24 protein-coding genes are annotated in these 26,715 nt (G+C 68.0%); 9 read left to right on the plus strand and 15 right to left on the minus strand.

Translation table 11 applies throughout. From position 1 onward, the window contains the following. Positions 1-64: 64 nt before the first annotated feature. The 3 genes from ACFPJ1_RS25855 to ACFPJ1_RS25865 all read left to right on the plus strand — a co-directional run bounded on the left by ACFPJ1_RS25855 (position 65) and on the right by ACFPJ1_RS25865 (position 5,606). A complete protein-coding gene (locus tag ACFPJ1_RS25855) occupies positions 65-5,014 on the plus strand; it encodes a carbohydrate-binding protein (RefSeq protein WP_380107744.1) in 4,950 nt (1,649 codons plus the stop codon). 133 nt (positions 5,015-5,147) lie between these two features. Then, positions 5,148-5,399 (plus strand): hypothetical protein, encoded by a 252-nt coding sequence (locus ACFPJ1_RS25860; protein WP_380107745.1) that lies wholly within the window; start codon positions 5,148-5,150, stop codon positions 5,397-5,399. Positions 5,400-5,432: 33 nt separating this feature from the next. After that, positions 5,433-5,606 (plus strand): hypothetical protein, encoded by a 174-nt coding sequence (locus ACFPJ1_RS25865; protein WP_199234582.1) that lies wholly within the window; start codon positions 5,433-5,435, stop codon positions 5,604-5,606. 95 nt (positions 5,607-5,701) lie between these two features. On the opposite strand, the gene ACFPJ1_RS25870 is transcribed toward ACFPJ1_RS25865, so the two are convergent. Further along, positions 5,702-6,556 carry a ScoMcrA-related endonuclease gene (locus tag ACFPJ1_RS25870; protein WP_380107747.1) on the minus strand — a complete coding sequence of 285 codons (855 nt, stop codon included), beginning with the start codon at positions 6,554-6,556 and terminating at the stop codon, positions 5,702-5,704. Between the two features lie 183 nt (positions 6,557-6,739). Next, on the minus strand, positions 6,740-7,636 hold the full coding sequence (locus tag ACFPJ1_RS25875; RefSeq protein ID WP_380107748.1) for a LysR family transcriptional regulator: 897 nt from the start codon (positions 7,634-7,636) through the stop codon (positions 6,740-6,742). Positions 7,637-7,693: 57 nt separating this feature from the next. On the opposite strand from ACFPJ1_RS25875, the gene ACFPJ1_RS25880 reads away from it, so the two are divergent. Together ACFPJ1_RS25880 and ACFPJ1_RS25885 are read left to right on the plus strand one after the other, a co-directional pair. Continuing rightward, entirely contained in the window at positions 7,694-8,488 is a 795-nt protein-coding gene (locus tag ACFPJ1_RS25880) for an NAD(P)-dependent oxidoreductase (protein ID WP_380107750.1), read from the plus strand. Between the two features lie 50 nt (positions 8,489-8,538). After that, positions 8,539-8,958: an SgcJ/EcaC family oxidoreductase gene (locus tag ACFPJ1_RS25885; protein WP_380107752.1), complete on the plus strand. Its 420-nt coding sequence runs from the start codon at positions 8,539-8,541 to the stop codon at positions 8,956-8,958. A gap of 2 nt (positions 8,959-8,960) precedes the next feature. Here the strand turns inward: ACFPJ1_RS25885 and ACFPJ1_RS25890 are convergent, their stop codons facing one another. The 4 genes from ACFPJ1_RS25890 to ACFPJ1_RS25905 form a co-directional block, all read right to left on the minus strand. Next, positions 8,961-9,287: a putative quinol monooxygenase gene (locus tag ACFPJ1_RS25890; protein WP_380107753.1), complete on the minus strand. Its 327-nt coding sequence runs from the start codon at positions 9,285-9,287 to the stop codon at positions 8,961-8,963. Between the two features lie 140 nt (positions 9,288-9,427). Then, a complete protein-coding gene (locus ACFPJ1_RS25895) occupies positions 9,428-10,444 on the minus strand; it encodes a proline racemase family protein (protein ID WP_380107755.1) in 1,017 nt (338 codons plus the stop codon). Next, positions 10,444-11,268, minus strand: coding sequence for a pyrroline-5-carboxylate reductase (gene proC, locus ACFPJ1_RS25900; RefSeq protein ID WP_380107757.1), 825 nt, complete (start codon positions 11,266-11,268; stop codon positions 10,444-10,446). The genes ACFPJ1_RS25895 and proC overlap by 1 nt, the downstream gene beginning before the upstream one ends. A gap of 77 nt (positions 11,269-11,345) precedes the next feature. Beyond that, entirely contained in the window at positions 11,346-12,233 is an 888-nt protein-coding gene (locus ACFPJ1_RS25905; protein ID WP_380107759.1) for a MurR/RpiR family transcriptional regulator, read from the minus strand. A gap of 112 nt (positions 12,234-12,345) precedes the next feature. Between ACFPJ1_RS25905 and ACFPJ1_RS25910 the strand changes: the two genes are divergently transcribed. After that, the gene (locus ACFPJ1_RS25910) at positions 12,346-13,161 is read left to right on the plus strand and encodes an alpha/beta hydrolase (protein WP_380107760.1); all 816 of its coding nucleotides are present in this window, start codon (positions 12,346-12,348) and stop codon (positions 13,159-13,161) included. 100 nt (positions 13,162-13,261) lie between these two features. Here ACFPJ1_RS25910 and ACFPJ1_RS25915 read toward each other — a convergent pair whose 3' ends face one another. The 3 genes from ACFPJ1_RS25915 to ACFPJ1_RS25925 form a co-directional block, all read right to left on the minus strand. Beyond that, positions 13,262-13,456 carry a hypothetical protein gene (locus ACFPJ1_RS25915; protein ID WP_380107762.1) on the minus strand — a complete coding sequence of 65 codons (195 nt, stop codon included), beginning with the start codon at positions 13,454-13,456 and terminating at the stop codon, positions 13,262-13,264. Between the two features lie 307 nt (positions 13,457-13,763). Continuing rightward, positions 13,764-14,537 carry an ABC transporter permease gene (locus ACFPJ1_RS25920; RefSeq protein ID WP_380107764.1) on the minus strand — a complete coding sequence of 258 codons (774 nt, stop codon included), beginning with the start codon at positions 14,535-14,537 and terminating at the stop codon, positions 13,764-13,766. Positions 14,538-14,687: 150 nt separating this feature from the next. Then, complete coding sequence (locus tag ACFPJ1_RS25925; RefSeq protein ID WP_380107766.1) at positions 14,688-15,611, minus strand: ATP-binding cassette domain-containing protein; 924 nt, start codon at positions 15,609-15,611, stop codon at positions 14,688-14,690. A gap of 83 nt (positions 15,612-15,694) precedes the next feature. On the opposite strand from ACFPJ1_RS25925, the gene ACFPJ1_RS25930 reads away from it, so the two are divergent. Then, positions 15,695-16,441, plus strand: coding sequence for a TetR/AcrR family transcriptional regulator (locus ACFPJ1_RS25930; protein ID WP_380107768.1), 747 nt, complete (start codon positions 15,695-15,697; stop codon positions 16,439-16,441). Here the strand turns inward: ACFPJ1_RS25930 and ACFPJ1_RS25935 are convergent. Continuing rightward, positions 16,438-17,067 carry a nucleoside/nucleotide kinase family protein gene (locus tag ACFPJ1_RS25935; protein WP_380107769.1) on the minus strand — a complete coding sequence of 210 codons (630 nt, stop codon included), beginning with the start codon at positions 17,065-17,067 and terminating at the stop codon, positions 16,438-16,440. The genes ACFPJ1_RS25930 and ACFPJ1_RS25935 overlap by 4 nt on opposite strands. A gap of 33 nt (positions 17,068-17,100) precedes the next feature. Then, positions 17,101-18,474 (minus strand): FAD-dependent monooxygenase, encoded by a 1,374-nt coding sequence (locus tag ACFPJ1_RS25940; RefSeq protein WP_380107771.1) that lies wholly within the window; start codon positions 18,472-18,474, stop codon positions 17,101-17,103. An 87-nt stretch (positions 18,475-18,561) separates the two neighbouring features. On the opposite strand from ACFPJ1_RS25940, the gene ACFPJ1_RS25945 reads away from it, so the two are divergent. Beyond that, positions 18,562-19,161, plus strand: a complete 600-nt coding sequence (locus ACFPJ1_RS25945) for a TetR/AcrR family transcriptional regulator (protein WP_380107772.1) — start codon at positions 18,562-18,564, stop codon at positions 19,159-19,161. A 239-nt stretch (positions 19,162-19,400) separates the two neighbouring features. Here the strand turns inward: ACFPJ1_RS25945 and ligD are convergent, their stop codons facing one another. The 3 genes from ligD to ACFPJ1_RS25960 are packed head-to-tail and all read right to left on the minus strand — an operon-like array spanning position 19,401 to position 22,832. Next, positions 19,401-20,381 carry a non-homologous end-joining DNA ligase gene (ligD, locus tag ACFPJ1_RS25950; RefSeq protein WP_380107774.1) on the minus strand — a complete coding sequence of 327 codons (981 nt, stop codon included), beginning with the start codon at positions 20,379-20,381 and terminating at the stop codon, positions 19,401-19,403. 35 nt (positions 20,382-20,416) lie between these two features. Next, positions 20,417-21,562, minus strand: a complete 1,146-nt coding sequence (locus ACFPJ1_RS25955) for a branched-chain amino acid aminotransferase (RefSeq protein ID WP_380107776.1) — start codon at positions 21,560-21,562, stop codon at positions 20,417-20,419. A gap of 13 nt (positions 21,563-21,575) precedes the next feature. Then, a complete protein-coding gene (locus ACFPJ1_RS25960) occupies positions 21,576-22,832 on the minus strand; it encodes a helix-turn-helix domain-containing protein (RefSeq protein WP_380107777.1) in 1,257 nt (418 codons plus the stop codon). 763 nt (positions 22,833-23,595) lie between these two features. Here ACFPJ1_RS25960 and ACFPJ1_RS25965 point away from each other — a divergent pair. Then, positions 23,596-24,423, plus strand: a complete 828-nt coding sequence (locus ACFPJ1_RS25965; RefSeq protein ID WP_380107779.1) for a helix-turn-helix transcriptional regulator — start codon at positions 23,596-23,598, stop codon at positions 24,421-24,423. A gap of 38 nt (positions 24,424-24,461) precedes the next feature. On the opposite strand, the gene ACFPJ1_RS25970 is transcribed toward ACFPJ1_RS25965, so the two are convergent. Continuing rightward, positions 24,462-26,711: a S8 family serine peptidase gene (locus tag ACFPJ1_RS25970; RefSeq protein ID WP_380107852.1), complete on the minus strand. Its 2,250-nt coding sequence runs from the start codon at positions 26,709-26,711 to the stop codon at positions 24,462-24,464. Positions 26,712-26,715: the final 4 nt, after the last annotated feature.

A 26,715-nucleotide genomic window follows, 5' to 3' on the forward strand; every position in this document is an offset into this window, starting at 1 on the left:
CCCGCCCGTTCCCTGAAGGAGACACCTCGCCATGAAACACCGACCGCGCAGGGGCAGAAGCCCGATGCGCGTCCTCTGGGCTGCACTGGCGGTCGCGCTCGTCGCCGGATCAGGCGCCGCGATCGTCCCGACCACTGCTGGTGCCGAGGACGCACCGCTCGCCGATGACGCGCCGACGCTCAACCTCCGAGCCGGGCAGACGCTGGAAGGCAAGGTCCGCGTCACGGCCGAGCCGGCCACAGAGAACGACTCCGTCGCCTCGCTGAGCGTCGACGGCAAGGCTGTCGACGCCGAGCGGACCGCCGGTACTGCGCACTTCGCGTTCGACATGGGCGGCAACGGCACCGAGGCGCGGTACCACAACTACCTCACCGTCAACGGCCGCGCTGCCGACGCCGATCGCATCTACTTCCCCGATGTCGCCGGTGGGAGCAACGGCACTCTCGACCTCCCCGGCGACTGGCTGCACAGCGGCGTCAACACGGTCACGGTTCACGCCGGAGCGAACTGGGTCGACACGACCAACACGAGCGCCGTGGGCTACGAGCTGCTGCCGAACGGCGAGGGCGCGCGCTGCCCCAACTACGACGACTTCCCGTTGAGCAGCATCAGCCTGAGCCTGCTCGGGGTGGTCATCGACGGCGAGCAGAACGCATTCAGCTACAGCTTCGGGGACGGCACCTGCGGTAGTGGGAAGCACCTGCTGACGCAGGACCTGACCTTCGTGATCTCCGGCGAGCCCGGCAGTACGGCGGGTCTGAGCAAGGAGCTGGACACCACCTCGCTGGCTAACGGGACGCACACCATCGCCGCGACCACCGAGGCGGGCCTGACGCAGAGTGTGTCGGTGCAGGTCAACAACGCGCCGGCCGGCGCCGCCAAGGTGACCCCGGCCGACGGTGCTCTCATCCGCGGCCGGCAGCCGGTGATCGCCGCCTTGCCGAACGGCAGCCAGGACACCGTCGAGTCGCTCGCGATCGATGGCGCCCCCGCCCAGAACGACGAGACGCTCGCGGTGGGAACGGCGACCCTCGGCTTCGCCATCGAGGCCGGCAACTCCGCGGAGGCGAAGTACCACAACTACCTGCTCGTCAACGGCAACCGCGTCGACCTCGGCGGCGACTACGGCGTCAGCGGTGCCGAGGCGGTGTCCCTCAAGGTCCCCAACCGGTACCTGCACCCCGGCGACAACGTCGTCCAGGTCAAGACCGGCGACTACAACGGCACCTCGGGCGGTGCGACCTGCGCGAACCACGACGACTTCAAGATCACCCGCAGTACGGCGGCCCTCGCGTTGAGCACGGCCGGTACGGTCACCACCGGTACGACGTACCTGGTGACAACCACTGGCTCGACGGTGACGAAGGCGGCGACAACGGCAGCCTCGCTCGCACTGGGCGACGGCACCTGCGGCCCCAACAACGAGGCGGAGTTCCACTTCGGCATCGAGGGTGCTCCGACTACGCGCACGGTCGAGAGCCTCGGCAGTGGCGGCGACGCGCATCTGAAGGTCTTCATCGGCGGTAACGGTGCCGACAACGGCTTCGACAACCGAGTGCTGATCAACGGCATCCCGCTGGATCTGGGTGTCTGGGAGAAGGAGGTCGCCGACCTCTCCTTCCCGAACGAGTGGCTCGTCCCGGGCGTCAACGTCCTCGAGTTCGTCGCGGGCAGCGATCACGGCAGCGCCAAGCCGGGCGGCTGCGACAACTACGACGACTTCACGCTGCGGGACTTCGAGCTCTCGCCAGCGGGCGCCAAGGCGACGCAGTTGACGAAGGAGATCGCCGGGAACACCGTCACCATCGGCTCGGCGAGCTACCCGGCCGGTACGCCGGTGACTGTATTCGTAGGTGACGGTACCTGCGGCAGCACCCACAACTCTGTTCTGGACAAGACGATCCTGTTTGACGTCACCGCCACGGACGGCTCCGCTGCTCGGGCGCTCGGCCTGCGGGCGGACGTCGACACGACGGAGATCCCAGACGGCGCGCACACGATCGAGGCCGTCGTCGGCGACAAGACCTCGACCCGCAAGTTCACCGTCGACAACACGGCGCCGGAGGTCGACAGCAGCGTTCCGGCCGAAGGTCAGCGGCTGACCTCGACCGTCGCGCTCACCGTCAAGGTCAGGGACGCCTCGGCCGTCGCGGGGACTCCTGCGATCACCTTGGACGGCAAGGCGGTCAAGCAGGGCGACCAGATCGGCCACGGCCTGCCCGCCGGAGCGCACACGATCGCGGTCACCGCGACCGACACTCTCGGCAACACCGCCACCCGGCAGATCCACTTCACCAGCGCGAGCATTCCGGACGTCCCGACCGACCTCAAGGCGACGGTGACCGGGATCAACGCCCCGTCGGCCGCACTGGCCGCGAGGATTCCCGGCGAGGACGGCGTACCGCTCACGGCCACGTTCACCAAGGCGGACGTCGTCATCCCGTCCGCGGGCTACCAGGGCCAGGCGAGCGCAGTACCGACCACGCTTGACGTCGCACACGACGCGTCCGTCGTGGTCGACTCGCTGCGTCCGCTCGACGGCAAGACCATCGATACGGCGTCCGGGCGGGATGTGGTCTTCCAGCGGTACGACCTGAGCCTGGGCACCACCGAGCAGACTCCGACCTTGCGCTGGGAGGGCAGCATCGACCCGGCCCGGGTTGTGGCCCTGCGCGTCTGGGACAAGGCCGGGCAGAAGTGGGTCGCGCTCACCAGTTCCCGCGGCGAGGCCGGGCACAGCACCGTGCTCACCGCGCAGTTGGACCCGCAGTACCGCGACGGCAACACCGTGCACGTCCTGGTCACCGGTGAGGACCCGTTCGCCGACGACCTGTCGCCGCGCGACTCGTCCGCGCAGAACGACAAGGACCGCTTCGAGGACCCGAACTCGTACGACTTCTCGATCGCGCACTTCACCGACACGCAGTACCTCACCGAGGGCGCGGCCGGCGGCACGTACAACGACTGGGACGGCAAGGACGAGCCGTCGGACGTCGAGACCGCCGAGGAACAGGCGATCTGGGCCGCGGCGTACCGCAACGAGACTCAGTGGATCGCCGACAACGCCGCGGGCCGCAAGATCGCGTACGCCGCCCACACCGGCGACATCATCGAGAACGACTACTACGACCCGCTGGCCAAGAACCCGGACGGCTCGCTGCAGCGGCCCGGCCTGAACGCCGAGGTCGACAAGGAGCTCGCGCTGGCCTCGAGCTACCAGGAGATCCTGGACAAGAACGGCGTGGTGAACCAGGTCATCGCCGGCAACCACGACAACCAGCTCGGCGCCGAGACCGGCCCGGACTCGCGGTTCAGCAAGATGTTCAGCGCCGACCGGTACCACCAGCTGGCGACGTCGTGGCCGGCCGGAACCGAGTATCACGCGTGGGACGAGCGGACCAATCCCGACGGCAGCGTGACACCGGGCAAGGACAACCAGAACAACTACGTCCTGTACTCCGCCGGCGGCCTGGACTTCGTCGCGGTCGGCCTGTCGTACGGCGTGACGCCGGAGGAGGCCAAGTGGGCCGACTCGATCTTCAAGCGGTACAAGGACCGCAACGGGATTCTGCTGTCCCACGACTACCTCAAGCCGTCGGCCAACCCCGACGGCCGGGACGCGGCGTTCTCCGCACCGGACGGCTCGCCGCTGTACAAGCAGGTCGTCGAGAACAACCCGAATGTCTTCCTGGTCCTGGCCGGGCATGAGCACGGCGTCGGCACCAACCTGAAGACGAAGATCGGCGTCACGGTCGCCCACGACGTCGTCGAGCTGCTCGCGGACTACCAGTTCTATACGGTGCCTGCCGGCGAGCTCTGGCCCAAGCTGGTCGATGCTCAAGGCAACATCGACGTCAACGGCGACGGTACGCCGGACCACAAGTCCACCGATCGGCTGCAGTTCGGCGCGAGCTTCCTGCGGCTGCTGCAGTTCGACGTCGACCGTGCGGAGATGCACATCGACACGTACTCCCCGTTCCTGGGCAACTTCGGGGCGACCGAGTACGACGTACGACAGGACGGCAGTCAGACCAAGCCGCGGTACAACGGTGCGGAGGACAACCTGACCCTGCCGGTCGACCTCACCACGCGGAAGACGTCGTTCTCGACCGACTCGCTCGCGGCGTACGTGCCGACTGGTGTGATCGGGACGGACAGCGTGACGGCGAACGGCACGGCCACGGTGACGTGGTCCGGCCTCGCACCGGCCACGTCGTACGCGTGGATCGTCTCGGCGAAGAGCGCGGACGACGGTACTGCGGCCGCGCAGCCGGCTGTGTTCCGCACTGCCAAGGGTCAGCCGACGGTGACCGTGACCTCGGCGCCGGTGGACTGGGGCACGGCGGCGAAGGTGACTGTGAAGGTCGCGGCGGGCGCAGTACCGGTGTCGGGCACAGTCGAGTTGCGCGAAGGCACGACGGTCCGTGGCTCTGCTGCTCTGTCTGGCGGTAGCGCGACGCTCCCGCTTCCGGTAGGACTTGCGGCCGGCAGCCGCGCGCTGACCGCGTCGTACTCCGGCAGCGACCTTCTCGAGGCAGCCCAGGGCACTGTCACGGTGACGGTGAATCTGCCGTCGGCGTGGACTTCGGTGCCGCTGTACAAGGCCGGCGCGAAGGTCAGCTACAACGGCAAGCCGTACCTGGCCGCGTGGGCGAGCAAGAACCAGAAGCCGGGCGATCCGACTGGCGCTTGGCAGGAGCTGGCCATGACGGAGGACGGCGCCACCCTCTGGACGGCGTCGCGGATCTTCAACAGTGGGGACATCGTTCTCTACAAGGACAAGACGTTCCGCGCTCAGTGGTATACCCGCGACCAGGCTCCCGGTGACCCGAACGGTCCCTGGGAGGAGCAGGCGCCGACGCCTCCGGACAACAGCCCGGCAGCCTGGACACCCTCGACGGTCTACAAGTCCGGCGACCGGGTGACGTACCAGGGCCACGTGTACGAGGCCAAGTGGTACACCCGCAACCAGGCACCGGGCGCTCCGGACGGACCTTGGAAACTGATCCGCTAACCAGCAGACGCAGCGCGGCCGGGGACCCAACCGTCCCCGGCCGCTTTGCGTCCACTCGCCGACCACCAGCTCGACGCGGAGCCCGAGATGGTCCGAGACGTAGCCCCATCCGCCAGGCATCGCGACCTTGCCGGTGAAGGTCACCTCCGCGTTCACCACGTCGATCGGGCCTGCGAGTAAGACGAAGTCGATGCAGTGTGGGGTCGAGGCCTTCGAGTCGGCTGAGAGTGTGCTCCCTGGCCGCGCGCAGGGCGTCGTGCAGTACGGGCTTCAGGTCTCCTGGTGGTTGCGTCATCTGGCCATCCTGCTGCACTTGTGGGGTGCTTCAAGTTGGGTGAAGGTCGGGGGTGGTGAGATCTTGTGCGGTGGGGGTGGCGGGAGTTAGATGAGCGCTCCCGTACTCCGATAGGAGATGTTGATGTTCGCGATCATCGCCGCAGTGATCTTTGGGTTGGCGCTCATTCTGGATTGGGCCGATGCCACGGTCAGCGACGCGTTCACACCCCAGACCCTGCTGATGGCGGGCCTGCTCTGCATCGCCCTCCACCTCGCCGGAATCGGCGCCTCCACCAAGTGGCGAGGCCGCCGGTAACCACCGAAGCACGGACGCCGTGCAAGCCGCTCGCACAACGAAGGCCCGGACCGCGATGGTCCGGGCCTTCGTCAAGCGGGGTTGGTGATTCGCAGTCAGTCGCAGTAGTCGCAGGCGCCGCTGGTCGGTACCTGGAGGTTGCACTTGGGGCACTTGGTGATGGGGCGTTCGGCGATGGCAGCCTTGCGGGCTCTCTCGCGCGCCGCAGCCAGCTTCGGCATCAGGGTGGGGGCGCCGCCGCCCCGCGGGATGTCGGTGGCCTCGAAGTGGCGGTAGCAAGCCAGGCGTTCACCGGCGGCGTGAGCATCGGGATCGGCCGGTGTCTCACCAGTCGCGGCGGCCACGGCTGCGGCGTACCCCTCACCGACACTGCCTTCGATGTTGACGCAGAGGGAGGAGAGGAGCGGCTCTTCGCGCTTGGCGGAGTCTGCTGTGACCAAGTCGAGCACACCGCCGATCCAGTGACGCATCGGCTGCTTGGTGCGAATACCCGCGCGGTACTGCACCTCTTGGGAGAGGTCCTTGTAGGTGACGACGGCCTGATAGCGGCTGGCGGCATCCAGCAGTACTTCGCGCGCCGCGGCCGCCCACGCAGCCTGTGTCTCGCTCACCCCGACATCCGTGGACTCGCGCCACTCACCGCTCAGCGGACGGTCGACAGCCTCCACGGGCTCCACGGAGGCCAGAGCGAAGCCCAGCGCACTCAGGATCTTCTCTGCGTCCTCGGTCCCGTCCGTGAACGCCGAATCCGAGGCCACGGTGCCGGTGGCGTACTTGTGAGCCACCCCGAGGATCGCCTTCGAGTCGTAGCTCCGCCCCTCGTGCAGGAGCGCCTGCTCCCGCCCCTCGCCGAATCCGTACCCGCTCAGGAAGTCGTCCGCCCCACGGTCGTCGTACTCCTCGAGAGTGCTGATGACATGATCACGCGTAACGACTCCAAAGTTGGGCACACCCCGACAGTACGTCCGCCACCCCCTAATTGAAGATTCCTCCGCCTGCAGCTGAATCCCATCGGCCGTCAGGCGGTGAAGAGGATGAGGGCGTGGCGGCGTCGGGGTGGGAGTCGGCGAGGTAGGCGCCGAGGTTCATGCAGTCACCCCCGGTTATCAATATGGTACGAGGCGCTGACTATTTCAAGCCTGATCGTGCAGTACTTCGAGGAAGGCGCGGGTGGCGGGGGAGGTGGAGATCCCGCTGGTGGTTGCTGAGTACACCTGCCGGGGTGGGATGTCGTCCGGGTGGATCAACGCGAGCTTGACGTCTCGGCGTACGGCGTCGACGGCGAGCGAGGGGATCAAGGTGATTCCGATGCCAGCGGCAACCAAGCCCTGCTTGGCGATCCAGTCGCGGGCGACGAATCCGATCCGCGGCTGGAACCCGGTCCGCAGGCAGGCGCTGATCAGGGTGTCCTCGGGGCGCGAGCTGCCGGCGATCCACTCCTCGTCCTGGAGGTCCGTCAGGCGGAGCTGGCGCTTGCCCGCGAGGCGGTGGCCGGGCGGCAGGGCGACGTACATGAAGTCGTCGCAGATCTTGCGCAGGTCGAAGCCGTCGAGGTGGTGGACCGTCGGGTAGCTCACCACCGCCACGTCCGCGTCGCCCGCGCCGAGCAGTTCGAGCAAGCCGGGAGTGAATCCTTCGCGCAGGGTGACGGTGACGTCGGGGTGGCGGTGCTGGAAGGTCGCGATGGCCTGGGGGACCAGGGCGGCGTCGGCTGTGGCGAAGGCGGCTACTCGAAGGCGGCCGGTAGCCAGTTCGCGGAGCTCCGTGAGTTCTCGCCGGGCAGCGTCGAGTCGGTCGAGCACGGCTTCCGCGTGAATGAGGAGGCGCCGGCCGGGCTCGGTCAGGCGGACTCCCCGCGGCAGGCGGTCGAACAGCGCAGTACCGGCTTCGTCTTCCAGGGTTGAGATCTGGCGGGAGACGGCGGATTGCGTGTAGCCAAGCACGGGCGCGGCCGCGGTGAACGAACCGAGCCGGGCGACCTCGACGAAGACCCGCAGGAGTGGGGTCGAGAAGTCATGCGGAGCGGGCATGGATCCCATGCTAGACATTCGCTACTCACACTGCTCGGGCGTGCCTAGCGTGGAGTCATGGACAAGAACACCAAGATTGCGTTTTTGGGGTTGGGATCGATGGGTGGCCCGATGGCTCGGCGAGTGGCTGAGGCCGGCTATCCGTTGACGGTGTGGAACCGCTCGGCGGGACGGTCGGAAGGATTCGAGAAGGTTGCCGCGTCGCCGGGGGAGGCGGTCCGGGATGCGGATGTCGTGGTGACGATGCTGGCTGATCCGGCGGCTGTTCGTGAGGTGGTGGGCGCGCTGGCCGCTGAGCTCAAGCCGGGCGCGACGCTGGTCGAGGCCTCGACGATCGGGCCGGCGGCGCTGGCCGAGGTGACCGCGCTGATTCCGGACGGCATCAACGTCGTGGATGCCCCGGTGATGGGTAGCGTCGACCGGGCGACGAGCGGCGAACTGTCGCTGATGGTCGGTGGTGACGCCGACGAGGTGATGCCGTTGCTGGAGATCTTCGGCACGGTGAATCGGACCGGGGCGGCCGGGACCGGGGCAGCGATGAAGCTTGTACTGATCAACGGGATCGTCAACGGAGTGGCGCTGATCGGTGAGGCGATGGCGCTCGCGGATTCGTTCGGCCTGCCGGAGGAGCAGGTCAAGCGCGCGATGGCGACGTCACCGCTGGCGGGCATCGCCGGCAGAGCATTTGCCGAGGGCGCCTACTTCCCGGTTCGCCTTGCTGCCAAGGATGTTGCGCTTGCGACAGCGGCAGCCAAGTTGCCAATCGCGACCACGATCCACGACCGCCTCACCGCCTACCCGGACGCCACCAACGAGGACATCGGCCAGATCGTCAAGTACTTCAGACGCTGAGTTCGACGAGGCTTGACCTCAAGTTGGCTTCAAGCATGAGGATCTCGGGTATGGATATCGAGATCTCGGGGCAGGTTCCCAGTCAGGGTGATGTTGAGGCGATTCTGGCGTTGGTGGCGGCGGTCGAGGTGGCGCAGCAGACGGAGGACGTCGATGGGTTCATCGCGCTCTTCAGGGAGGACGCGCTCTGGGTGACGGGACATGGCAAGCGGCTCTACGGCCGCGACACCATCCACGAGTTCACCCGACGCGTTCTCCCGGGTGCGACCAAGGACTCCTACGCGACCTACACGCCGGATCACCTGCTCTTCGTTCGCCCCGACGTCGCGGTGGTCAACGTCAACCAGACCTACATCCACGGCGACGGCGAAACCCCCGACGACCACGGCAGCCCGGTCTACTTCCTCGCCAAGGACGGCACCCACTGGCAGATAGCCGCCGCCCAGAACACCGTCGTAGTACCGGACTGAGGTCAGCGGTTGACGGCCAACTCGCCTAGTTCGGACCAGTCGTCCTGGGGGAGTTTGAAGTTGACGATTCGGGGAGTCTCGGTGAGGTGGGGTGGGAGGGACTGCTGAGCGGCCTTGAAGTGGGGGGAGTTGACGTGGGCGCCGGCGGCCTCGTCGTCGCGGAAGGCTTCGACCAGGACGTACTCGGTCGGGTCGTCGAGGCTGCGGGACCAGTCGAACCACAGGCAGCCCGGCTCGCTCCGGGTCGCGGCGGTGAACTCAGCTGAGATCTCCGGCCACTTGTCGGCGTGCTCGGGCAGGACCCGGAACTTGGCGGTGATGAAGATCATGACTGGACTCCCTGGAACGAGGACACGACAGGGCGATGCTATCGAGGTCCACCGGACTCCGGATGTGTCATTTCGAGACAGCCCTGTACTGCGATACGCCGGAACCGGCCGCAGTAGGCCAGCCGGTACGGCGGAACCACTCAGCGCAAGGTGAAACCAGTGCCAAGTGGGTCGCGGGGATCGAGGGTGAAGGTGGCCGTGCCGGTGCGGTACGCGCTGCCTTCGACCTCGGTGATCACCGCGGCACGGTCCTCCGCGACGACCTCCTCGACCACGCGACCGAGGAAGGTGGTGCCGACGATGGAGTCGTGCCGGAGCACCTGACCCGGCCCCAGCCGCCCCTCGTCGGCGAGCAGCGCGATCCGGGCAGAGGTACCCGAGCCGCACGGCGACCGGTCGACCTCTCCGTCGGCGAAGATCGCGACGTTGCGCTGGTGCGGACCACCCTCGTCAGAGGAGCCCAGGTCGTCGTACAGGAGGGTGCCGTAGATGCCGTCCAGGCGGCTGTCGCTCGGATGGCGCGCCCAGGGGGTTTCGTTCAGCGCCCACTTCACCTCGCGGCCGAGCGCGATCAGGTCGGCGTAGTTCTCGGGCGTCACCGCGAGGCCGACCGACGAAGCCTGGACCGATGCGTAGAACGCGCCGCCGAAGCTGATGTCGGCCAGGACGAGTCCCCATCGCGTCATCACCTTGGCCGCGCGAGTCACGACGTACGAGGGGACGTTGCGGAAGGCGACGCGTTGCACCACGCCGCCGGAACAGGTGACCCGGGCAACGACCCGGCCGGAGGGTACGTCGATCACGATCTCGGTGTCGCCGTCGGCCGACGCGGCGACTCGTCCGGTCTCCACCGCCCAGGTGCCGAGCGCGATCGTGCCGTGTCCGCAGGCGGTCGAGTAGCCGTCCTTGTGCCAGAAGAGCACGCCGAAGTCAGCGCCGTCGTCGTTGCCGGGGACAACGAACCCGCCGTACATGTCGGCATGTCCGCGGGGCTCGTTCACGAGTAGTTGCCGGATCGAATCGACCTTCGCGGAGGATCGGGCGAACTCACGGCGCTCGGGAACGGTCGAGCCGGAGATCTCGCCGAAGCCCTCGGTGACGATCCGGAAGGGCTCGCCGGCGGTGTGGTAGTCGGTGACGGTCACGGGCTCCGGCATCACGCGCTCCTCTGTTCGACGGACCTGTCGCGAGCTGCCTCCGCGGCTGACATCACGGCCGCCCGGACAGCACCGCTCTCCAAGGCGCGGATGGCCGCGATCGTCATACCGCCGGGGCTGCTGACCTCAGCCCGCAGCCGGACCGCGTCGTCGCCCGCTTCCCGCAGCATGAGGCCGGCGCCGACAGCCGTCTGGTTCACAAGTTCGACGGCGAGCGGCCGCGACAGCCCGAGCAGGACGCCGGCGTCGATCAGCGCTTCAGCCAGGTAGAAGAAGTACGCCGGGCCGCTGCCCGAGAGCGCCGTGACCGCGTCCAGTTGGCTCTCGGGGACCCGGACGACGCGGCCCACGCATTCCATCAGGCTCTGAACCTTGTCCAGGTCGGCCGGCTGAGCATGAGTGCCGGCGCTGATGGCGATCATGCCCTCGCCGACGGAGGCGGCCGTGTTCGGCATGCAGCGCACCACTGGGTTCTTACCGCCCAGCGTCTCCTCGATCTGCGCGATGCCGATCGCACCCGCCGCCGAGATGATCAGGTGGTCGTCGGTGAGGTTCGTGGAGAGCTCGGCGAGTACGGCGGCCACGTGGTACGGCTTGACGACGATGAGGATGGTCCCGGCTCGCCGCGGTGCCTCGTCGAGCGTGGTGGTCGCGACGCCGAAGGTGCTGGTCAGGTACGCCGCTCGCTCGGGCGACGCCTCGACCACCAGGATCCGGTCAGGTGTGTACGGCGGGGATTCGCCGCCCAGGAGGCCAGCGAGCATCGCGGAGCCCATGTTGCCTCCGCCGATCAACGCCAGGGTGGTCGAGCTGTCAGAGACCATCGGGGAGTCCCCTCTCAGAGCGTGGTTGTAGCGGATACTACACCGTTACGGGGATCCGTACTCAACGCTACAGGGCCTCAGAAGCCGAGCTGCTGGCGGATCGTCTCCAGGGTGTGGGCGGACTCCAGCGTCTGCTCGGTGTCGGCTGCAGCGACGGCCTGGGCCAGGGCGTCGGTCACGACGATGGTGGTGAGGACCTCGGCGGTGATGCCGGTGACCGTGTTCGGCACGTGGATGGCGACGGTGACGTCGTTCGCCAGCTTCTCGGCGACCAGTTGCTCGCTGAGCAGGATGATGCCGGCGCCGACGGCCCGGGCCCGGTCGATCACCGTCTGGGCGTCGATGATCAGGCGGCCCGGCGCGATCACGATGACGACGTCGCCGCGCTCGATCGCGAGCAGGTCGTCGGCCAGCCGGAAGCCCGCTGTCTGGATGCAACGGCTGCGCCGGCCGAGGCGGCGGAGCTTCAGCGTCAGGTGCTCGGCGGCGACGTAGTTGGCGCCGAAGCCGTAGGTGGTGATCTCGCGGGCCTCGAGCATCAGCCGGACCGCTTCCTTGTACGAGTCCATCGCCAGGTGCTCGTCCAGAAACTCGATCCGCTCGATCGCCTCTCTGATCACCCGGTCCCAGACGTGCTTGGGGTCGCCGCCGGTCATCTCCATCCGGTTGCGCAGCCGCTCCTCGCGATGAGCCTGCGTGAACGGTGCCGCGACCATGTCCTTCAGCTCGGCCAGTCCGGCGTAGCCCAGCAGTTGCAGCGTCCGGATCACGGTCGCGTTGCTCGTCTTGCTCTCCACGCCGAGGTCCTGGGCGGACAGGTAGAGCAGCCGCTCGGGCGAGATCTCCGAAAGGGACCGGCACACTGAACGTGCGGCCGGGGTGAACGCATCCCAGTGCTCCCGGATCCGGGATCGCAGCTCGACGATCGCCGCATTCTTGGTAACCCCTGTTACGTCATCGATCATCTGTGTATCATCCGATCCCATCGAGCTGTAACGAACAGTTCAAGGCTCGTAGTTCTGTAGTAGGCGGTTCTGCTCTAGATGGTATGTCCCCCGCACTCACCGAAGGACATTGATGACCCACACCTCGACGTTCTACCAGCGTGGTTCGACCCCGATCTTCGCGTCACAGGCCGATCCGCGACTGCACTACTGCCTGTACGTGCCGGCGAACGTGGCCCCGGAGGACAAGGCGCCGCTGGTCGTGATCCAGCACGGCACCGCCCGGTCGGCGACGAAGTACCGCGATGAGTGGAAGCAGTTCTCCGAGGACCACGGGGTGGTGATCCTGACCCCGATCTTCCCGGCGGGACTGGTGGATCCGACCGACCTGCACAACTTCAAGTTCATCGAGTACGAGGGCATCCGGTTCGACCACATGCTGCTCGCGATCATCGACGAGGTGGCCGAGCGGTACCCGGTCGAGTCCGCGCAGTTCTACCTGCACGGGTTCTCCGGCGGCGGGCAGTTCGTCCATCGGTTCTTCTACCTGCACCCCGAGCGGCTGGCCGGGCTGTCGATCGGCGCGCCGGGCCGGATCACCGAACTGGACGACAGCCTGGACTGGTGGCTCGGTACCAAGGGGTTCGAGCAGAGGTTCGGCCAGGCGATCGATGTCCCCGCGCTGCGCAAGGTGCCGATCCAGATGGTCGTCGGCAGCGAGGACACCGAGACCTGGGAGATCATGAACCGCGGTGAGTCGAACTGGATGGACGGCGCCGAGAAGACCGGCACCACCCGGATCGAGCGGTTGCGGACGCTGGAGCGCAACTACCTCGCGCACGGCCTGGACGTCACCTTCGATATCGTCGAGGGCGTGGCCCACTCCGGCCGGTCCGTCACCCCTGTGGTCGCCCGCTACTTCGCCGGCCTGATCGACACGTCGGCCTAGCCATTACGTCCGCGACCCCGGCTAGCCGCGGAGTTCGAAGTCCGCAGTTGGCCGGGGCCAAGGAAGAGGCGATGCTGTACAGGTCGCTGGAAGCAGCGGATCAAGCGGCTGCGCGGGTGCGGTTGCGGTTCGCCCAGACGGCTCGGCGGAGTTGGGCTTTGTCGGGATAGCCGGCGGCTCTGCCGATCATGTAGACGTCGTGGCTGCGCATGTTCACCATCGCGGCGACGAACCAGACGGGGTTCCCCTCGGCCAGCATGGTGACGATCATCTGGTTGGTGCTGTTCTCGAACATCCTGACCCTCTCCCTTGGTTGTGCTCTTACTGGTACGTCGGATCAGGTCGACCGAAATAGACACGCGTCGCGAAGATTTCTGGGGCTTTTTCTTGGCAGCTTGCGCGTTCAACCGAAGGCGTCCGGACAAACGAATGCCCCGATCGACGACCGGGGCACTCGCCCGTGCGGGTCCCGGGGGGAGTGGGACCACCACACGTGGGGGGACTCCAAATTTATCTCGGCGCCAGGGTCAGCACGGAACGAGACCGGCGATTCTCACTAATCTGTCCGCTAAGCGGTTCGGAGCCTGCGCTCAATGGGTCGTTCAGGCCCTTGCACGACGACGGAAGAGCACCGTCGCCAACGTGAACGAGAACAGGAATAGACCAGTGCACCAGGCCAGGGCGACCCACCCGGTGCCATTCAGACTAGTACCGGTCAGGAGGCTGCGCACGGTCTCGATGACGGGTGTGATCGGCTGGTGCTCGCTGATCGGTCGCAAGAACGCGGGCATCGTCTCGACCTGGACGAAGGCGCTGCTCAGGTAGGGCACGAACAGCATGAAGAAGCTCAGCGTGCTCGCCGACTCGACCGACTTGGCGATCACCCCGAGTGCGGCCGCCAGCCAGGAGAGCGCGACGACGTACAGCAAGAGCAAGCCGGTCGCGCCCAGCCAGTCCAGCGGACCGGCGTTCGGGCGGAAGCCCATCGCCAGCGACGCGAGCAGGACGATCGCGGTGGAGATCGCGTTGCGCGCGACGCTCGCCGTCACGTGTCCGGTGAGGACGGCGAAGCTGCGGATCGGCAGCGACCGCAAGCGGTCGATCATGCCGGACGTCATGTCGTCGGCGACCGCCATCGCGGTGTTCGAGGCGCCGTACCCGGTGGTCAGCAACAAGATGCCGGGGACAACATAATTGATGTACTCCGTCCCGGTGCTGATCGCGCCGCCGAAGACGTAGACGAACAACGCCATCATCAGCAGTGGCAGCAGGATCGACACGAACAAGGTGTCGACGTTGCGCCGGGTCAGCCGGATGCTGCGGTCGATCATGGTCGCCGTGTCGCTCGCCGCGGCGCCGAAGCCGTCGTGGGTCACTGCCACTCCTTAGTGTCCTGCGTCGGGTGTTGTTTGAGTGCTTGTGGCGCCCAGGCACGCACCTCGCGGCGCTGGCCAAGCGTCCACGATGCTCCGCATCGAGGACGCTCGTCCAGCACCGCGATGCACGCACCTGACCACCGCAATCACTCAAACAACACCCGACGCAGGACACTGGGCGGTAAGGGTCAGAAAGACGTCGTCGAGTGTCGGGCGGTGGGACGAGACGCGGCTCGGGAGCAGCCCCTCGTCGCGAAGCTGATCGAGCACGTGGTGAAGGTGCGCGGCGGTCCCGTCCGATGGCAGGTTCAGCAGTGGCCCGTCCGCCAGACCACCGAGGAACCCGGCCGCCTTGAGGGCCGCCACCTCGTCGGCGAAGTACAACTCGATCCGTTCGCCACCGATCTGGGTCTTCAGTGCATCGGCCGTTCCGGACGCGGTGATCCGGCCCTTGTCGAGCAGCACGATCCGGTCGGCCAGGCGGTCGGCCTCCTCGAGGTACTGGGTGGTGAGCAGGATCGTGGTGCCGTCGCGGACGAGGTCGCCGATCGCGTCCCACATGGTCAGCCGGCTGGCCGGGTCGAGGCCGGTGGTCGGCTCGTCGAGGAAGATCACCCGCGGTCGCGCAACCAGGCTCATCGCCAGGTCGAGGCGCCGGCTCATCCCGCCCGAGTAGGTCTTGGCGCGCCGGTTCATCGCACCGGTCAGCTCGAACTGCTCGAGCAACTCCCACGCGCGCTGCCGCGCCCTGCGGTGACCGAGATGCATCAGCCGGCCGACCATCACGAGGTTCTCGAGGCCGGTCTGGTTGTCGTCGACCGCCGCGTGCTGACCCGTCAGGCTGATCACCCCGCGGACCTTGGCCGGCTCGCGGACCACGTCGTACCCGGCGATCGTCGCGTGCCCCGCGTCCGGCCTGGCCAGCGTCGTCAGGATCCGGACGATCGTGGTCTTGCCCGCGCCGTTCGGCCCGAGCAGGGCGAGCACCGACCCCTCGGGTACGGAGAGGTCGACGCCCTCCAGAACTGAGGTCGGCCCGAACGATTTCCGCAGCTCCACTGCTTCGACGATCATGGGTCCCCCTCCGCATTGCGTATTAGCTACGCTAATTAGCGTAGCAGGTACGCAGTACAGGTTTCTAGACTGAGGCGGTGGAGATGAGCGAGCAGCCCGACCTGCCGGCCGACGTCGCCCTGATGTGGGGGCTGCAGGCCGTCACCAAGCGCGGCCCCAAGCCGTCGCTGTCGGTCGAGGACATCACCCGGGCCGCGATCGGGATCGCCGACGCCGAGGGGCTGGGCGCGGTCTCGATGGCGCGGGTGGCGGAGCGGCTCGGCAACTCGACGATGGCCCTCTACCGGCACGTGAAAAGCAAGGACGAGTTGCTGGTACTGATGTCCGATGCCGCGCTCGAGCGTCCCCAGCCGCTGCCTGAGGGGATCGACTGGCGGACCGGGCTGGTCTTCTGGGCGCACGGGGTGATGACCGCAGTGCGGGCCCACCGCTGGTACGCGCAACTACCGATCTCCGGGCCGCCCGCCGGGCCGAACAACCTCGCCTGGTTCGACTCGGCACTCGGCGCGCTGAAGGACACCGGCCTGACCGAGGAGGGCAAGGTCGGCGTGGTGATGGGCCTGATGACGTACGTGCAGGGCGAGATGCGCCTCAGCTCGGACCTCGCCGCCGGGTACGCCGACAACCCCGACGCCTTCAGCCGGTACGGCGCGACGCTGGCGCGGGTGGTCGATCCGCGCCAGCTTCCGGCGCTCGCGGCGGTGCTCGCGGCCGGGGTGTTCGACGAGTCAGCGTCGTCATTCACCGATGATGCCGACGCGGACTTCGACTTCGGGCTGCAGCTCTACCTGGACGGGGTGGCCGGCTTCATCGCGCGGATGACCGGCTAGGACAGTTTCAGGATCGCGTCGGCGGCTGGGGCCGTCGCAGCGATCAGCAAGGCGTTCGCCTCATCGCTCCCGTAGGTCTTCTGCCGGGCTTCCTCGGCGGATCGGCCGTAACGCATGTGCCGGGCCTGCAGGCGTTCATGTCTGACGTCGTCGTCGAGATCGATGTACCAGCATTCGTCCAGCAGTGCCCGACTTGTTGCCCAGGGCGCCTCGTCGAACAACAGGTAGTTGCCCTCGGTAACCACCAGCGACACCTCCGGCGCGATGGCGATGCTGGCGGCGATGGAATCCTCGAGCTCCCGATCGAACCGTGGCGCCCAGATCGTCTCGTCGGCAGACTCCTTCAGTCGCTTGAGCAAGGCAACGAACCCGTACCCGTCGAAAGTCTGCGGCGCACCCTTGACCGCGGCGAGCCCGAGTGATTCCAGCGCCGCCTGCGCCAGGTGGTACCCGTCCATCGGAACCAGCGCGACCTGGTGGCCCCGGGCAACCAGGTCGGCCGTGAGCTGTTCGGCGTACGTCGACTTGCCGGCCGCGGGCGCGCCGGTGATGCCGAGGATCGCGCGGCGGCCACTGGTGGCCAGCGCGATGGCGCGAGTCAGGGCGGTCTCTCGATTCAGCTGCACCCCGAGATCTTGTCAGGCCCCGGCCAGGATTGGTCAGGCGAGATAGCCGTCCGGGCGGATCAGGATCTCGTCGCCGTCTGACGCGTAGTAGAACTCGAAGGCTTCAGGTGATGTGTAGGCATCCGGCCGAGTACTGCGTACTACGGCCATCGCGTGCGGGTGGGTCGTCGGGGTGGTGGGGGAGAACCGCAGCAGGGTTTCCGACGGGCCGCGGAACAGGTCGAAGAGGCGCAGGTGATTGCCTTGGGCATCGATCAGCGGCGAGTCCGGAGCTCGATCGCCGGAGGTAAGCGGGGCGGTGTCGTCGGCCGCGCGATAGCTGACGTCGAGCTGGCGGGTCTGTTCGCCACGTTCCAGGGCTCGCTCGTCGCCGTCGCGGTGCTTCTGCATCAGGTCTTCGCTGATGCCGAGGACTCTGGCTGCGTTCGCGCGGCGCTCGCTCTCATAGGTCTCGAGGACCTCCTCGCGTCCGTCCGCGAGTTTCCAGCCGAGGTTGTAGCCGTCCTGGACTCCCGTGTTGAGGCCCTGGCCACCCGTCGGAGGATGGACGTGCGCGGCGTCGCCCGCGATGAAGACCCGTCCCACCCGGAACCGTTCGGCCAGACGGACGTTGGGTCGCCAGATCGTGGACCAGGTGAGGTTGCGCAGCTTGGCGACTCCCTCGCCGGCGAACCGGTCGACGAGTTCCTGCAGCGTTGCCAGCGAAGGATCCACCTGGTCGTCGTCGAGCGGCGTACCGAACTGGAACTGGTCGCCGCCGGACAGCGGGGTCATCGCGATCCCGGCCATTGGGTTGCCCGGACCTGCGAACCAGTGGCCGTAATCGTGGTCCAGGCCGTCGGCGGAGACATCGCCCAGGAGCATCCGGATCGACTCGTCGGTGGTGCCTTCGAAGGCGATGCCAAGGGTCTTGCGAACGAAGCTGCGGCCGCCGTCCGCGCCGACGAGGTAGTCGACCTCGACCGTCTCCCCGGTGGAGAGCCCGGCCGTCACTCCGTCGTCGGTCTGGGTGAAACTGGTGAGCTCGGTGTTGAGCTCGACCTTGACGCCGAACTCCTCGAGCCGGGCGCGGAGGATCGCCTCGGTGCGCGACTGGCCGAGCATCCAGGCGTTCGGGTACGGCACGTCCGGCGTCGGGTCCGCGGGCTCGCTCATGCGGCGCTCGCCGACGAACTTGCCGCCGATCGAGATCCGCATCACCGGCATCGGTATGCCCTGCGCGAGGACCTGGTCGATCACGCCGAGGTCGTCGAACACCTCCAGCGTGCGCGGCTGGAGCCCATCACCTCGCGAGCCGTTGAAGTAGTCGGCCGCCTTCTCGATCAGCCGTACTCCGACGCCGCGCCGGGCCAGGTCGATGGCCAGCGTCAGGCCGGTCGGTCCGGCTCCCGCGATCAGCACGTTCATCCGGTTCTCCTCTTGACTGAATTGTCGTTCACTGAATCTTGATTCAGGATGAACCTCGCTAGGGTGCTCTGTCAAGGAGGAGGTGTCGTGACGACCACTCGCAGGGAGCAGGCGGCCGGGACGGAGGCGGCGCTGAAGCAGGCTGCCCGGGAGGTGTTCGCCGAGCGCGGTTATGTGAACACCAAGATCACCGACATCACCGCTGCGGCAGGCCGGGCGACGGGGTCGTTCTACAACCATTTCGCCGGCAAGGAGGAGATTCTCGAAGCGTTGCTGAAGGACATGCTCGCCGAGGCGGACGAGGCCGTCCTCGTCGACGCCGCGCACGACGCGGACTTCAGCAAGATCGAGTCGATCCGCTGGCACGTCGCCGCCTTCTGGCGCTTCTACCGGGCGCACATCCCGGAGATGGTCGCTCTGAAGCAGGCGGCGATGGTCAACCCCGACCTAGGCCGCCGGCTGCAGCAGATCATGGTTGACGACGATGCCCACATGGTCGAGCACCTCTCCCACCTGCCCAGCCCGCAGCCCGATCCTCTGCTCCAGATCTCGGCCATGAACTCCTTGATGGAGGGCTTCGCCTACACCTGGCTGGTGGTCAACCCCGCCGCCGGCCAGACCATCCCCGACGAGGAAGCCATCACCCTCCTCACCAACCTCCTCCACCACGGCTTCACCGGCCGGTAGGAGACAGCGCCACCGCGACGACGCAGAGGAGGTCAACGCCAAGTCCGGTACTCCGGCCCGTGCCCGGCGCCGATTTCGGGGTCTGGTGCCGGCGGAGTGCTTGACCGCTGGCGGGTTGTGCGCTGGCTGGCGGCTTAGAAGGCGCTAGTGGCCGAACGACCCGCCAGCGAAACCCCGGGTCGCCATCGCTGAGGCGGTGGTGGCGACACATCTCGGGGGTTACCCCCTGCGAATGCTGGTCACTCGTCCGGGGGTGGGGGTTCTTCGGCGCCTTCGCGTTCGTCTCGGGCGGCCCACTCGAGCAGAGTGTCGAGGGAGTAGGCGGTGTCGTCGATGGTGGCGTGCAGGTCGCCCAGTTCGGCGAACCGCGCGGGGACCGTGGCGATGGTGAACGCCTTCGGGTCGACGTCGTCGATCTCGTCCCAGTGGATCGGCGTCGACACCGTGCCCTCGGGGTTGCCGCGGACCGAGTACGCGCTGGCGATCGTGTGGTCGCGCGCGTTCTGGTTGTAGTCCACGAACAGCTTCTTCGGGTCGCGGTCCTTGCGCCACCAGGTCGTGGTGACATCTTCGGGTGCGCGGCGCTCCACCTCGCGCGCGAAGGCCAGCGCCGCCCGGCGTACGTCGGAGAAGCCGTGCTCGGGCTTGATCCGCACGTAGATGTGGATGCCGGAACCACCCGAGGTCTTCGGGTACCCGGTGGCGCCCAGATCGTCGAGGACCTCCCGGGCCACATGGGCGACACGGCGGACCCGGTCGAAGGGGCAGTCGGGCATCGGGTCGAGGTCGATCCGCCACTCGTCGGGCTTCTCGGTGTCGGCGCGGCGGGAGTTCCAGGGGTGGAACTCGACCGTGGACATCTGCACGGCCCAGGCGACATGCGCGAGTTCGGTGACGCACAACTCGTCGGCTGTCCGGTTGTACCGCGGGAAGTGCACGCGCACCGTCTCCATCCAAGGCGGAGCGCCGTGCGGCAGGCGCTTCTGGTGCACCTTCTCGCCGGCGACACCCTCGGGGAACCGGTGCATCATGCACGGGCGCTCGCGCAGCGCGCGGACGATCCCGTCGCCGACGGACAGGTAGTAGTTGACGAGATCGAGCTTCGTCTCGCCGCGTGCAGGGAAGTAGACCCGGTCGGGATTGGAGATCCGGACCGTGCGTTCCCCGACCTGGATCTCGATCGCCGGCGTCTTCTTCTTGGCCGCCTTGGACTCTGCCATGCCGCCAACCTAACCGCCCCGGGGGACATTCGCTCCTAGGCGAGGCGGGTGAGCCAGCCTCGGGGGTCGGGGACGCGGCCGTACTGCAGGTCGAGAAGGGATGCGCGGAGCGAGGCGGTGACGGGGCCGACGCCGTGGTCGACGGAGTGGTCGCCGATGGTCAGGTCGCCCTCGGCCCAGGCGAGCCGGCCGATCGGGGTGATCACCGCGGCCGTGCCGGAGGCGAACGCCTCGGTGATCTCGCCGCTGCGCACCCCCTCGCGCCACTCGTCCGCGGAGATGCGGTGCTCCTCGATCTTGTGGCCGAGGTCCTCCGCCAGCTCGAGCACCGAGGCGCGGGTGACGCCCTCCAGGATCGAGCCGGACAACTCAGGCGTCACGATCCGGCCGTCGGAGCACACGAAGAAGACGTTCATGCTGCCGCTCTCCTCGATCCAGCGGCGCTCCACCGCGTCGAGGTAGACGACCTGGTCGCAGCCGTTGGCAACCGCCTCGGCCAGCGCGGCGAGGCTCGCGGCGTAGTTGCCGCCGCACTTGGCCGCACCCGTGCCACCCGGCGTCGCCCGGATCGAGGTGGTCGTCAGCCAGATGGAGACCGGCTTCGGGCCCGTGTTGAAGTACGGGCCGGCAGGTGACGCGATGACGCCGAACAGCACCTCACGAGCCGGCCGGACGCTCAGTGCGGCCTCGGTGGCGATCATGTACGGCCGGAGGTAGAGGCTGGTCTCACCACTGCCCGCCGGCGGCACCCAGACCTCGTCGACGGTCACCAGTGCACGCAAAGCCGCGACGAAGTCCTCCTGCGGCACCTCGGGGAGTGCGAGTCGCTGGGCGCTCCTGCTGAACCGTGCGGCGTTCACCTCGGGCCGGAACGCCCAGACCGAGCCGTCCTGGTGCCGGAACGCCTTCAGACCCTCGAAGATCTCCTGTGCGTAGTGCAGCACCGCGGCGGCCGGGCTGACCCGCAGCGGCGCGTAGGCGGTCACCTTCGGGTTATGCCAGCCGAGGTCGCTGGTCCACGATGCGAGCACCATGTGGTCGGTGAAGGCCTGGCCGAAGCCTGGCTTGTCCAGTACTGCGGTACGCGCCTCCGTCGTCGCCGGGTCGCTCCTCAACTCGACCTCGAAGTCCCACGCGCCTGACACCGTCGCTACCCGATTTTCGACTGTCACTCTCGGCACGCTACCCCTGCGGCTAGGCATAGCTCGACCCGCTGCCCACACTCCGGTTGTGGTACGGCCTGCGCACCAGTAGCTCGCGGTAGTCCCGCACGGCAGCCCGGCCAAGGTCCTTGCCTTGTACTGCGGACAGCACGCGCCCGGCGGCTTCGTACAAGTAGTGGGTGTGCCATTGGTCCGGCAGTTCGACCAGTACGCGCATTGCCACCGCCAGCCCGGCAGCAACCTCGCCGTCCAGGACCAGGCAGCGTGCGAGCACCAACTCGACCTCGGCTCGCTCGCGCAGACTCCCGGTCGGGCACAACGCCAGCGCGCGATCCAGCGCCACATACGCCGAGTCCGTCTCGCCAAGCGCCGCCTGCACGAGACCCTCCACCCACGACGTCTTGTACTCCGACCAGTCGAACAGCGAGGTGGCTCCGACGGGCTGGACCGGCAGATCGTCGGTCACCGCCAGGAGATCCTGCAGGGCTCGCCGGGCGTCCTCCGCTCGGTCGAGCTGCGCCAGGATCTGGGCACGGGCCGCTAGTGCGCGGGCGCTGCAGCTGGGGCGATCGGCCAGAGCCAGCGCGTCCTCGGCCAGCTCCAGGAGGTCGGCGAGCGGGCGGCGCTCGGACAATCCACTGATCGCCTCCCAGCCGCGCGCCAGGCTCCTCACCCGTGGCTCAGCGGAATTGTCAGCCGCGGCGCGGGCGGTCCGCCACCATCTCTCCGCGACCCGGAGGCGGCCGATTCCGGTCAGGGTCAGCGCGATCAGCACACTCAGCTCGGCGGTCGGGACTGCGAGCTCCGGGGAGGTCCACCCGGCCGCAGCCGACGTCTCCGTTGCTTCGGCCCGGAGGAGCTGGAGGTCTCCGGTGAGCTCTGGGAGGAGCTCGACCAGCGGAGTCACCAGGAAGTCGCGCGCGTGGTTCGTGGTCACCGCGCTCCACTCGTCGGCGTGGAGCACCTTGCCCACCGAGCCGGCCAGGCCGCGCCGTACGGCCTCCAGCACGTCGACTCCGGCCGTCGGCGTCTTGAGCAGGGTGGGCGCCGGGGGACCGGCCGGCCGGGGGAGTGGGCGGGCCTCTGCGTAGGCGGTCGCCAAGGTGTCGCCTGTTCCCAGCTCCCGGTCGCAGAGCCGGGCCAGGTGGGCCGACCCCGGCCGCTGCCCGCGCTCCACCTGGGACAGGTAGCTGTGGTCGTAGCCCACCCGGGTCGCAAGCTGCCGCAAGCTCAGAACGGCCGCCTGCCGGGACCGCCTCAACTGCACGCCGAACGCTGCCTCAGCCACAGGATCCTCCCCCGCTCGAGCTGCGGGCCGGGCTGGCCGGCCCACTGGTCACGCCTGGTGGTTGCGGTGCGTACCGGGAACGCTACAAGGGCCTACCGACAGAACACGACGCAGCGGCGTCCGGCCCGGCATCGCAAGCCCACAAGCACTTGTGGCGGCCTGTGGGCGGTCCGAACAGCCCACAGCTCACACCTGGTGACCACGCCCCCGCACCGGTCAGCCTGCAGAGGTGAACCAGCAGACCACGCCGCAGCGGGAGCCGAGACTCTTCCAGCTGCTCCGCCCTGCTCCGGGCGCTGGGGTTGCAGTAGACCGCATTGAAGGAGCAGGTGGGCTGGTGCTCGGGGCGGTGGCTGAGGGGGTCGAGTGGGCGGACGGGGCGGTGACGCTGCGGTGGCTGGGGCAGTGGCCGGCGGTGTCGGTGTGGAGTGGTGGAGTCGCAGCAGTGCTGGCTGCTCACGGCCAGACCGGTGACACCACGATCCGCTGGCTCCCAACCACAAGTCCAAACCCAACGACAACCCCAAGCCCAGCGCCAACCGCCCGCAGTGCTCCTGCGCTGGGACCTGCCGCCGGAAAGACACTGCGACAGGACTCGGCGCAGGGGGCGTTGTGGATTCCGGCGGCCGGTGCGGACGGGTTGTGCGTCCGGTGCGGGCAGCTCTGGCCGTGCCTCAGCTGTGGGCCGTAGGGAGCGGTCGGGCTGCATGCCCGCTGAGACAACGGTGTCAGCTCACTGTGAGGCGGTCTACTCTGACCCTCTGTGGGTGATGGCGAGCGGACGAAGAGGCCGGCGGTGTACGACGACCAGGCAGCGCAGGATGAACGCGTAGTGGAGGACGAAGAGACTCTCGCGGATCCGCTGGACGAGCTCGACGCGCAGTTGTCGAGGTTGCGCAGCGTGGCGGATGAGCTGCGCGGGTCCCGCGGCAAGGCGGTGCTGACCGGGAACCAGGTCGAGCTGATCGAGGACGGCCCGACCCTGCTCCGGACGTACGAGCGGCTGCAGGAGGACGCGAAGCGCGAAGTACGGGTGCTCGATCGGCCGCCTTACGTGACTCCGCCGTCGAACCAGCAGCAGTTGGAGCTGGATCGGCTGCGGGCCGGGGTCTGTTATCGGGCGATCTACGGCACGGAGGTCTTCGAGAGCCTGGACATCATGGGGGTGCTGCCGGAGTTGCAGTCGGCGGGGGAGGTGAGTCGCGTCCTCGCCCAGGTGCCGATGAAGATGGCGGTCGGTGATGACGACACCGCCTTGATCGGGCTGACCAAGCGGGCCGTCGGCGACTACCACCTGCTGATCCGGTCGTCGGGCTTGCTGGACGGACTGATCGCGACCTTCGAGATGCTCTGGGCACTCTCGATCCCGATGCCGGCCCTGCCGTTCAGCGGCGACTTCACGAGCCTGCGGCCCGCCGACCGCGACATCCTGCTTCTGCTGGCCGGCGGAGCCACGGACGACAAGATCAGCCGCCACCTGCGGATCAGTCCCCGGACCACCCAGCGCCGGGTCCGCGCGCTGATGGAATCCCTCGGCGCGCAGACCCGGTTCCAGGCCGGCGTGCAAGCCGCACGCCGCCGCTGGATCTGAACCGCCCTTTGCCCCATGGGCGGTTCAGCTCCGCGGTGCTAGTTGATCGTCACGACCGTGCCGGCCCGGTTCGGGAATTCGACGAAGCCGGTGGAGCGCTGGTTCGTCGGCAGCCCGGACCACGAGGCCGTGACCTGGAAGGGCTTGCCTGCCGCCGGCGTGACCGACGGCGTCACCGTCAGCCCGCTGCCACCGGTCACCACGTTGGTCTGCATCGTGTACTGCGTGGTGTCGGCGCCCGGTGGGTTCGAGAGGGTGATCGCGAGGACACCCCAGACGCCGGGTTCGGGCGCGGCCAAGGTCGCGGACGCCTGGTTCGAGCCGTCGCCCTCGAAGGACAACGCCTGCATCTGACCGTTGACCACCTTGTAGAGGACGAGCCAGATGCTGCCCGCCGGGTCCACTGTCTTGATGTTCCACTGGACGGCCTTCGTCGAGGCAGTCACGGTGACGGGGTAGTTCGGCAGGTCGGCATCCGCCGCACCAGCGGGGACCGAGCCCGGAACCAGCGGTGCCGAGACGACGCCGTTGGCCTTGATCGGTACGCCGGCCTTGCCCGCGGTGACGTCGAAGGAGACGCTACCGGTCGCCCCGGAACCCGAGACCGCGCTCGGCGCGACGACGGAGGTCGGCTTGACGACGATCGGGCTGCGGACCGACGTGTTGGCGCCCTGCCAGGTCAGCCAACCGGTGGTGCTCACGTTCGACAACCCGGTGTCCAGGGTGAGCTTGACGGTGAAGGACTTCGTCTGGCCCGCCTGCAGGTTCAGGATCGACGGAGTGACGACGGCCTTCATCCCGGGCACGGACACGGTCGCCCGGTACAGACCGCCGGTCACAGCGGTCACCCGGCGGGTGATCGTCTGCGTGCCGACCAGTTGGCCGACCGCGATCGACGGGGTGTTGTAGTTGCTCGGGTCGATCGCCGGTACGCCGGTACCGGTGTTGACGCCGGTGCCTTCCAGGTAGCCGAGCCAGTCGGCGTCACCGGAGTCGTAGACGAGCCCAGGGGTGAGCATCTTCGACGGCTGGACCTCGCCGGCACCACGAGCGAATGGGTCGTCGTTGACAGCACCACTGGCCGTCTTGACGTCGCTGGTGGTCGTCATGAGAGCGGACTTGACCATCATCGGAGTCCAGTCGGGGTGCTTGCTCAGGTAGAGCGCGGCCAGACCGGCGATGTGCGGAGCCGCCATCGAGGTGCCCGAGTAGAAGGCGAAGCTGTGGCCGTCGTTGCTGGGCGGCGCGACCGCGGCCAGGACGTTCACGCCCGGTGCGGCCAGGTCCGGCTTGAGCAGGTCACCCTTGCTGGACAGGGACGGACCACGCGAGGAGAAGTCCGCGATCTGCGGGTACGGCGTGGTCTTGGTGGTCAGGTTGCCCGGAATCAGTTGTGCCGTGGCGCCCGTAGTACCGGCGTAGGTCTTGACGGACAGGGATCCCGGGGTGTTCAGGTGCACCGTCGGGACGGAGTGCGAGTCGGCCACCATGTCCTGGTCGGTGAGGTTGAGCAGGACCATGCCGACGCCGCCCACACGCTTGACCTCGGCGGACTTGTCGACGCGAGCGCCGACGCCGCGATCGCAGACCACGATCTTGCCGGCCGCCTGGGCCGAGTCGAGGGTGTTCGGCAGGCACTGCGAGCCGTCGTACTCGGTGCTGGTGGCGGTCCTGGCGGCCGCGCCGGTGACCAGTGGCTTGCTGCTGACCGAGCTGGCGACGCTGGTGCTGAGCCCGGCGTACTCCTCACCGTTGCCCAGGACAACAGTCGACTCGTACGGCGCGACGGTGCTCGCGGCGACGGTGGTCACCCAGGGGGAGGTGTTGTCCAGCGTGGACTCGTAGGGGCCCGAGTTGCCGCCCGCGGCTGATACGAAGATGCCGGCCGAAGCAGCGGACAGGAAGGCGAGCTGGACCGGGTCCGTGTGCGAGGACTCGAAGATCGAGCCGACGGAGTAGTTGATCACGTCGACGCCGTCCGCGACGGCCTGGTCGATCGCCGCGAGGATGTCGGACGTGTAGCCGCCCGAGCCGACGTCGTCCTTGCCGGTCCACAGCGCCTTGTAGACGGCGATCTTGGCCGCCGGGGCGATCCCGGAGATGGTGCCGAAGTTGATACCGCCCTCTGCGACGTCCACCCCGGCCCGGCCGGCCGCGGTCGTCGCGGTGTGCGTGCCGTGGCCGCCACCGTCACGCGGCGAGGCCCAGTCGTCCCGGGCCGCAGGCGGGGTCGCGCCGAGCCAGGCGTCGCCGAAGAACTTGGCGCTGATGAGCTTGGTGTTGCACAGGTCG

It is taken from the genome of Kribbella qitaiheensis, assembly GCF_042657745.1.
Classification (GTDB): domain Bacteria; phylum Actinomycetota; class Actinomycetes; order Propionibacteriales; family Kribbellaceae; genus Kribbella; species Kribbella qitaiheensis.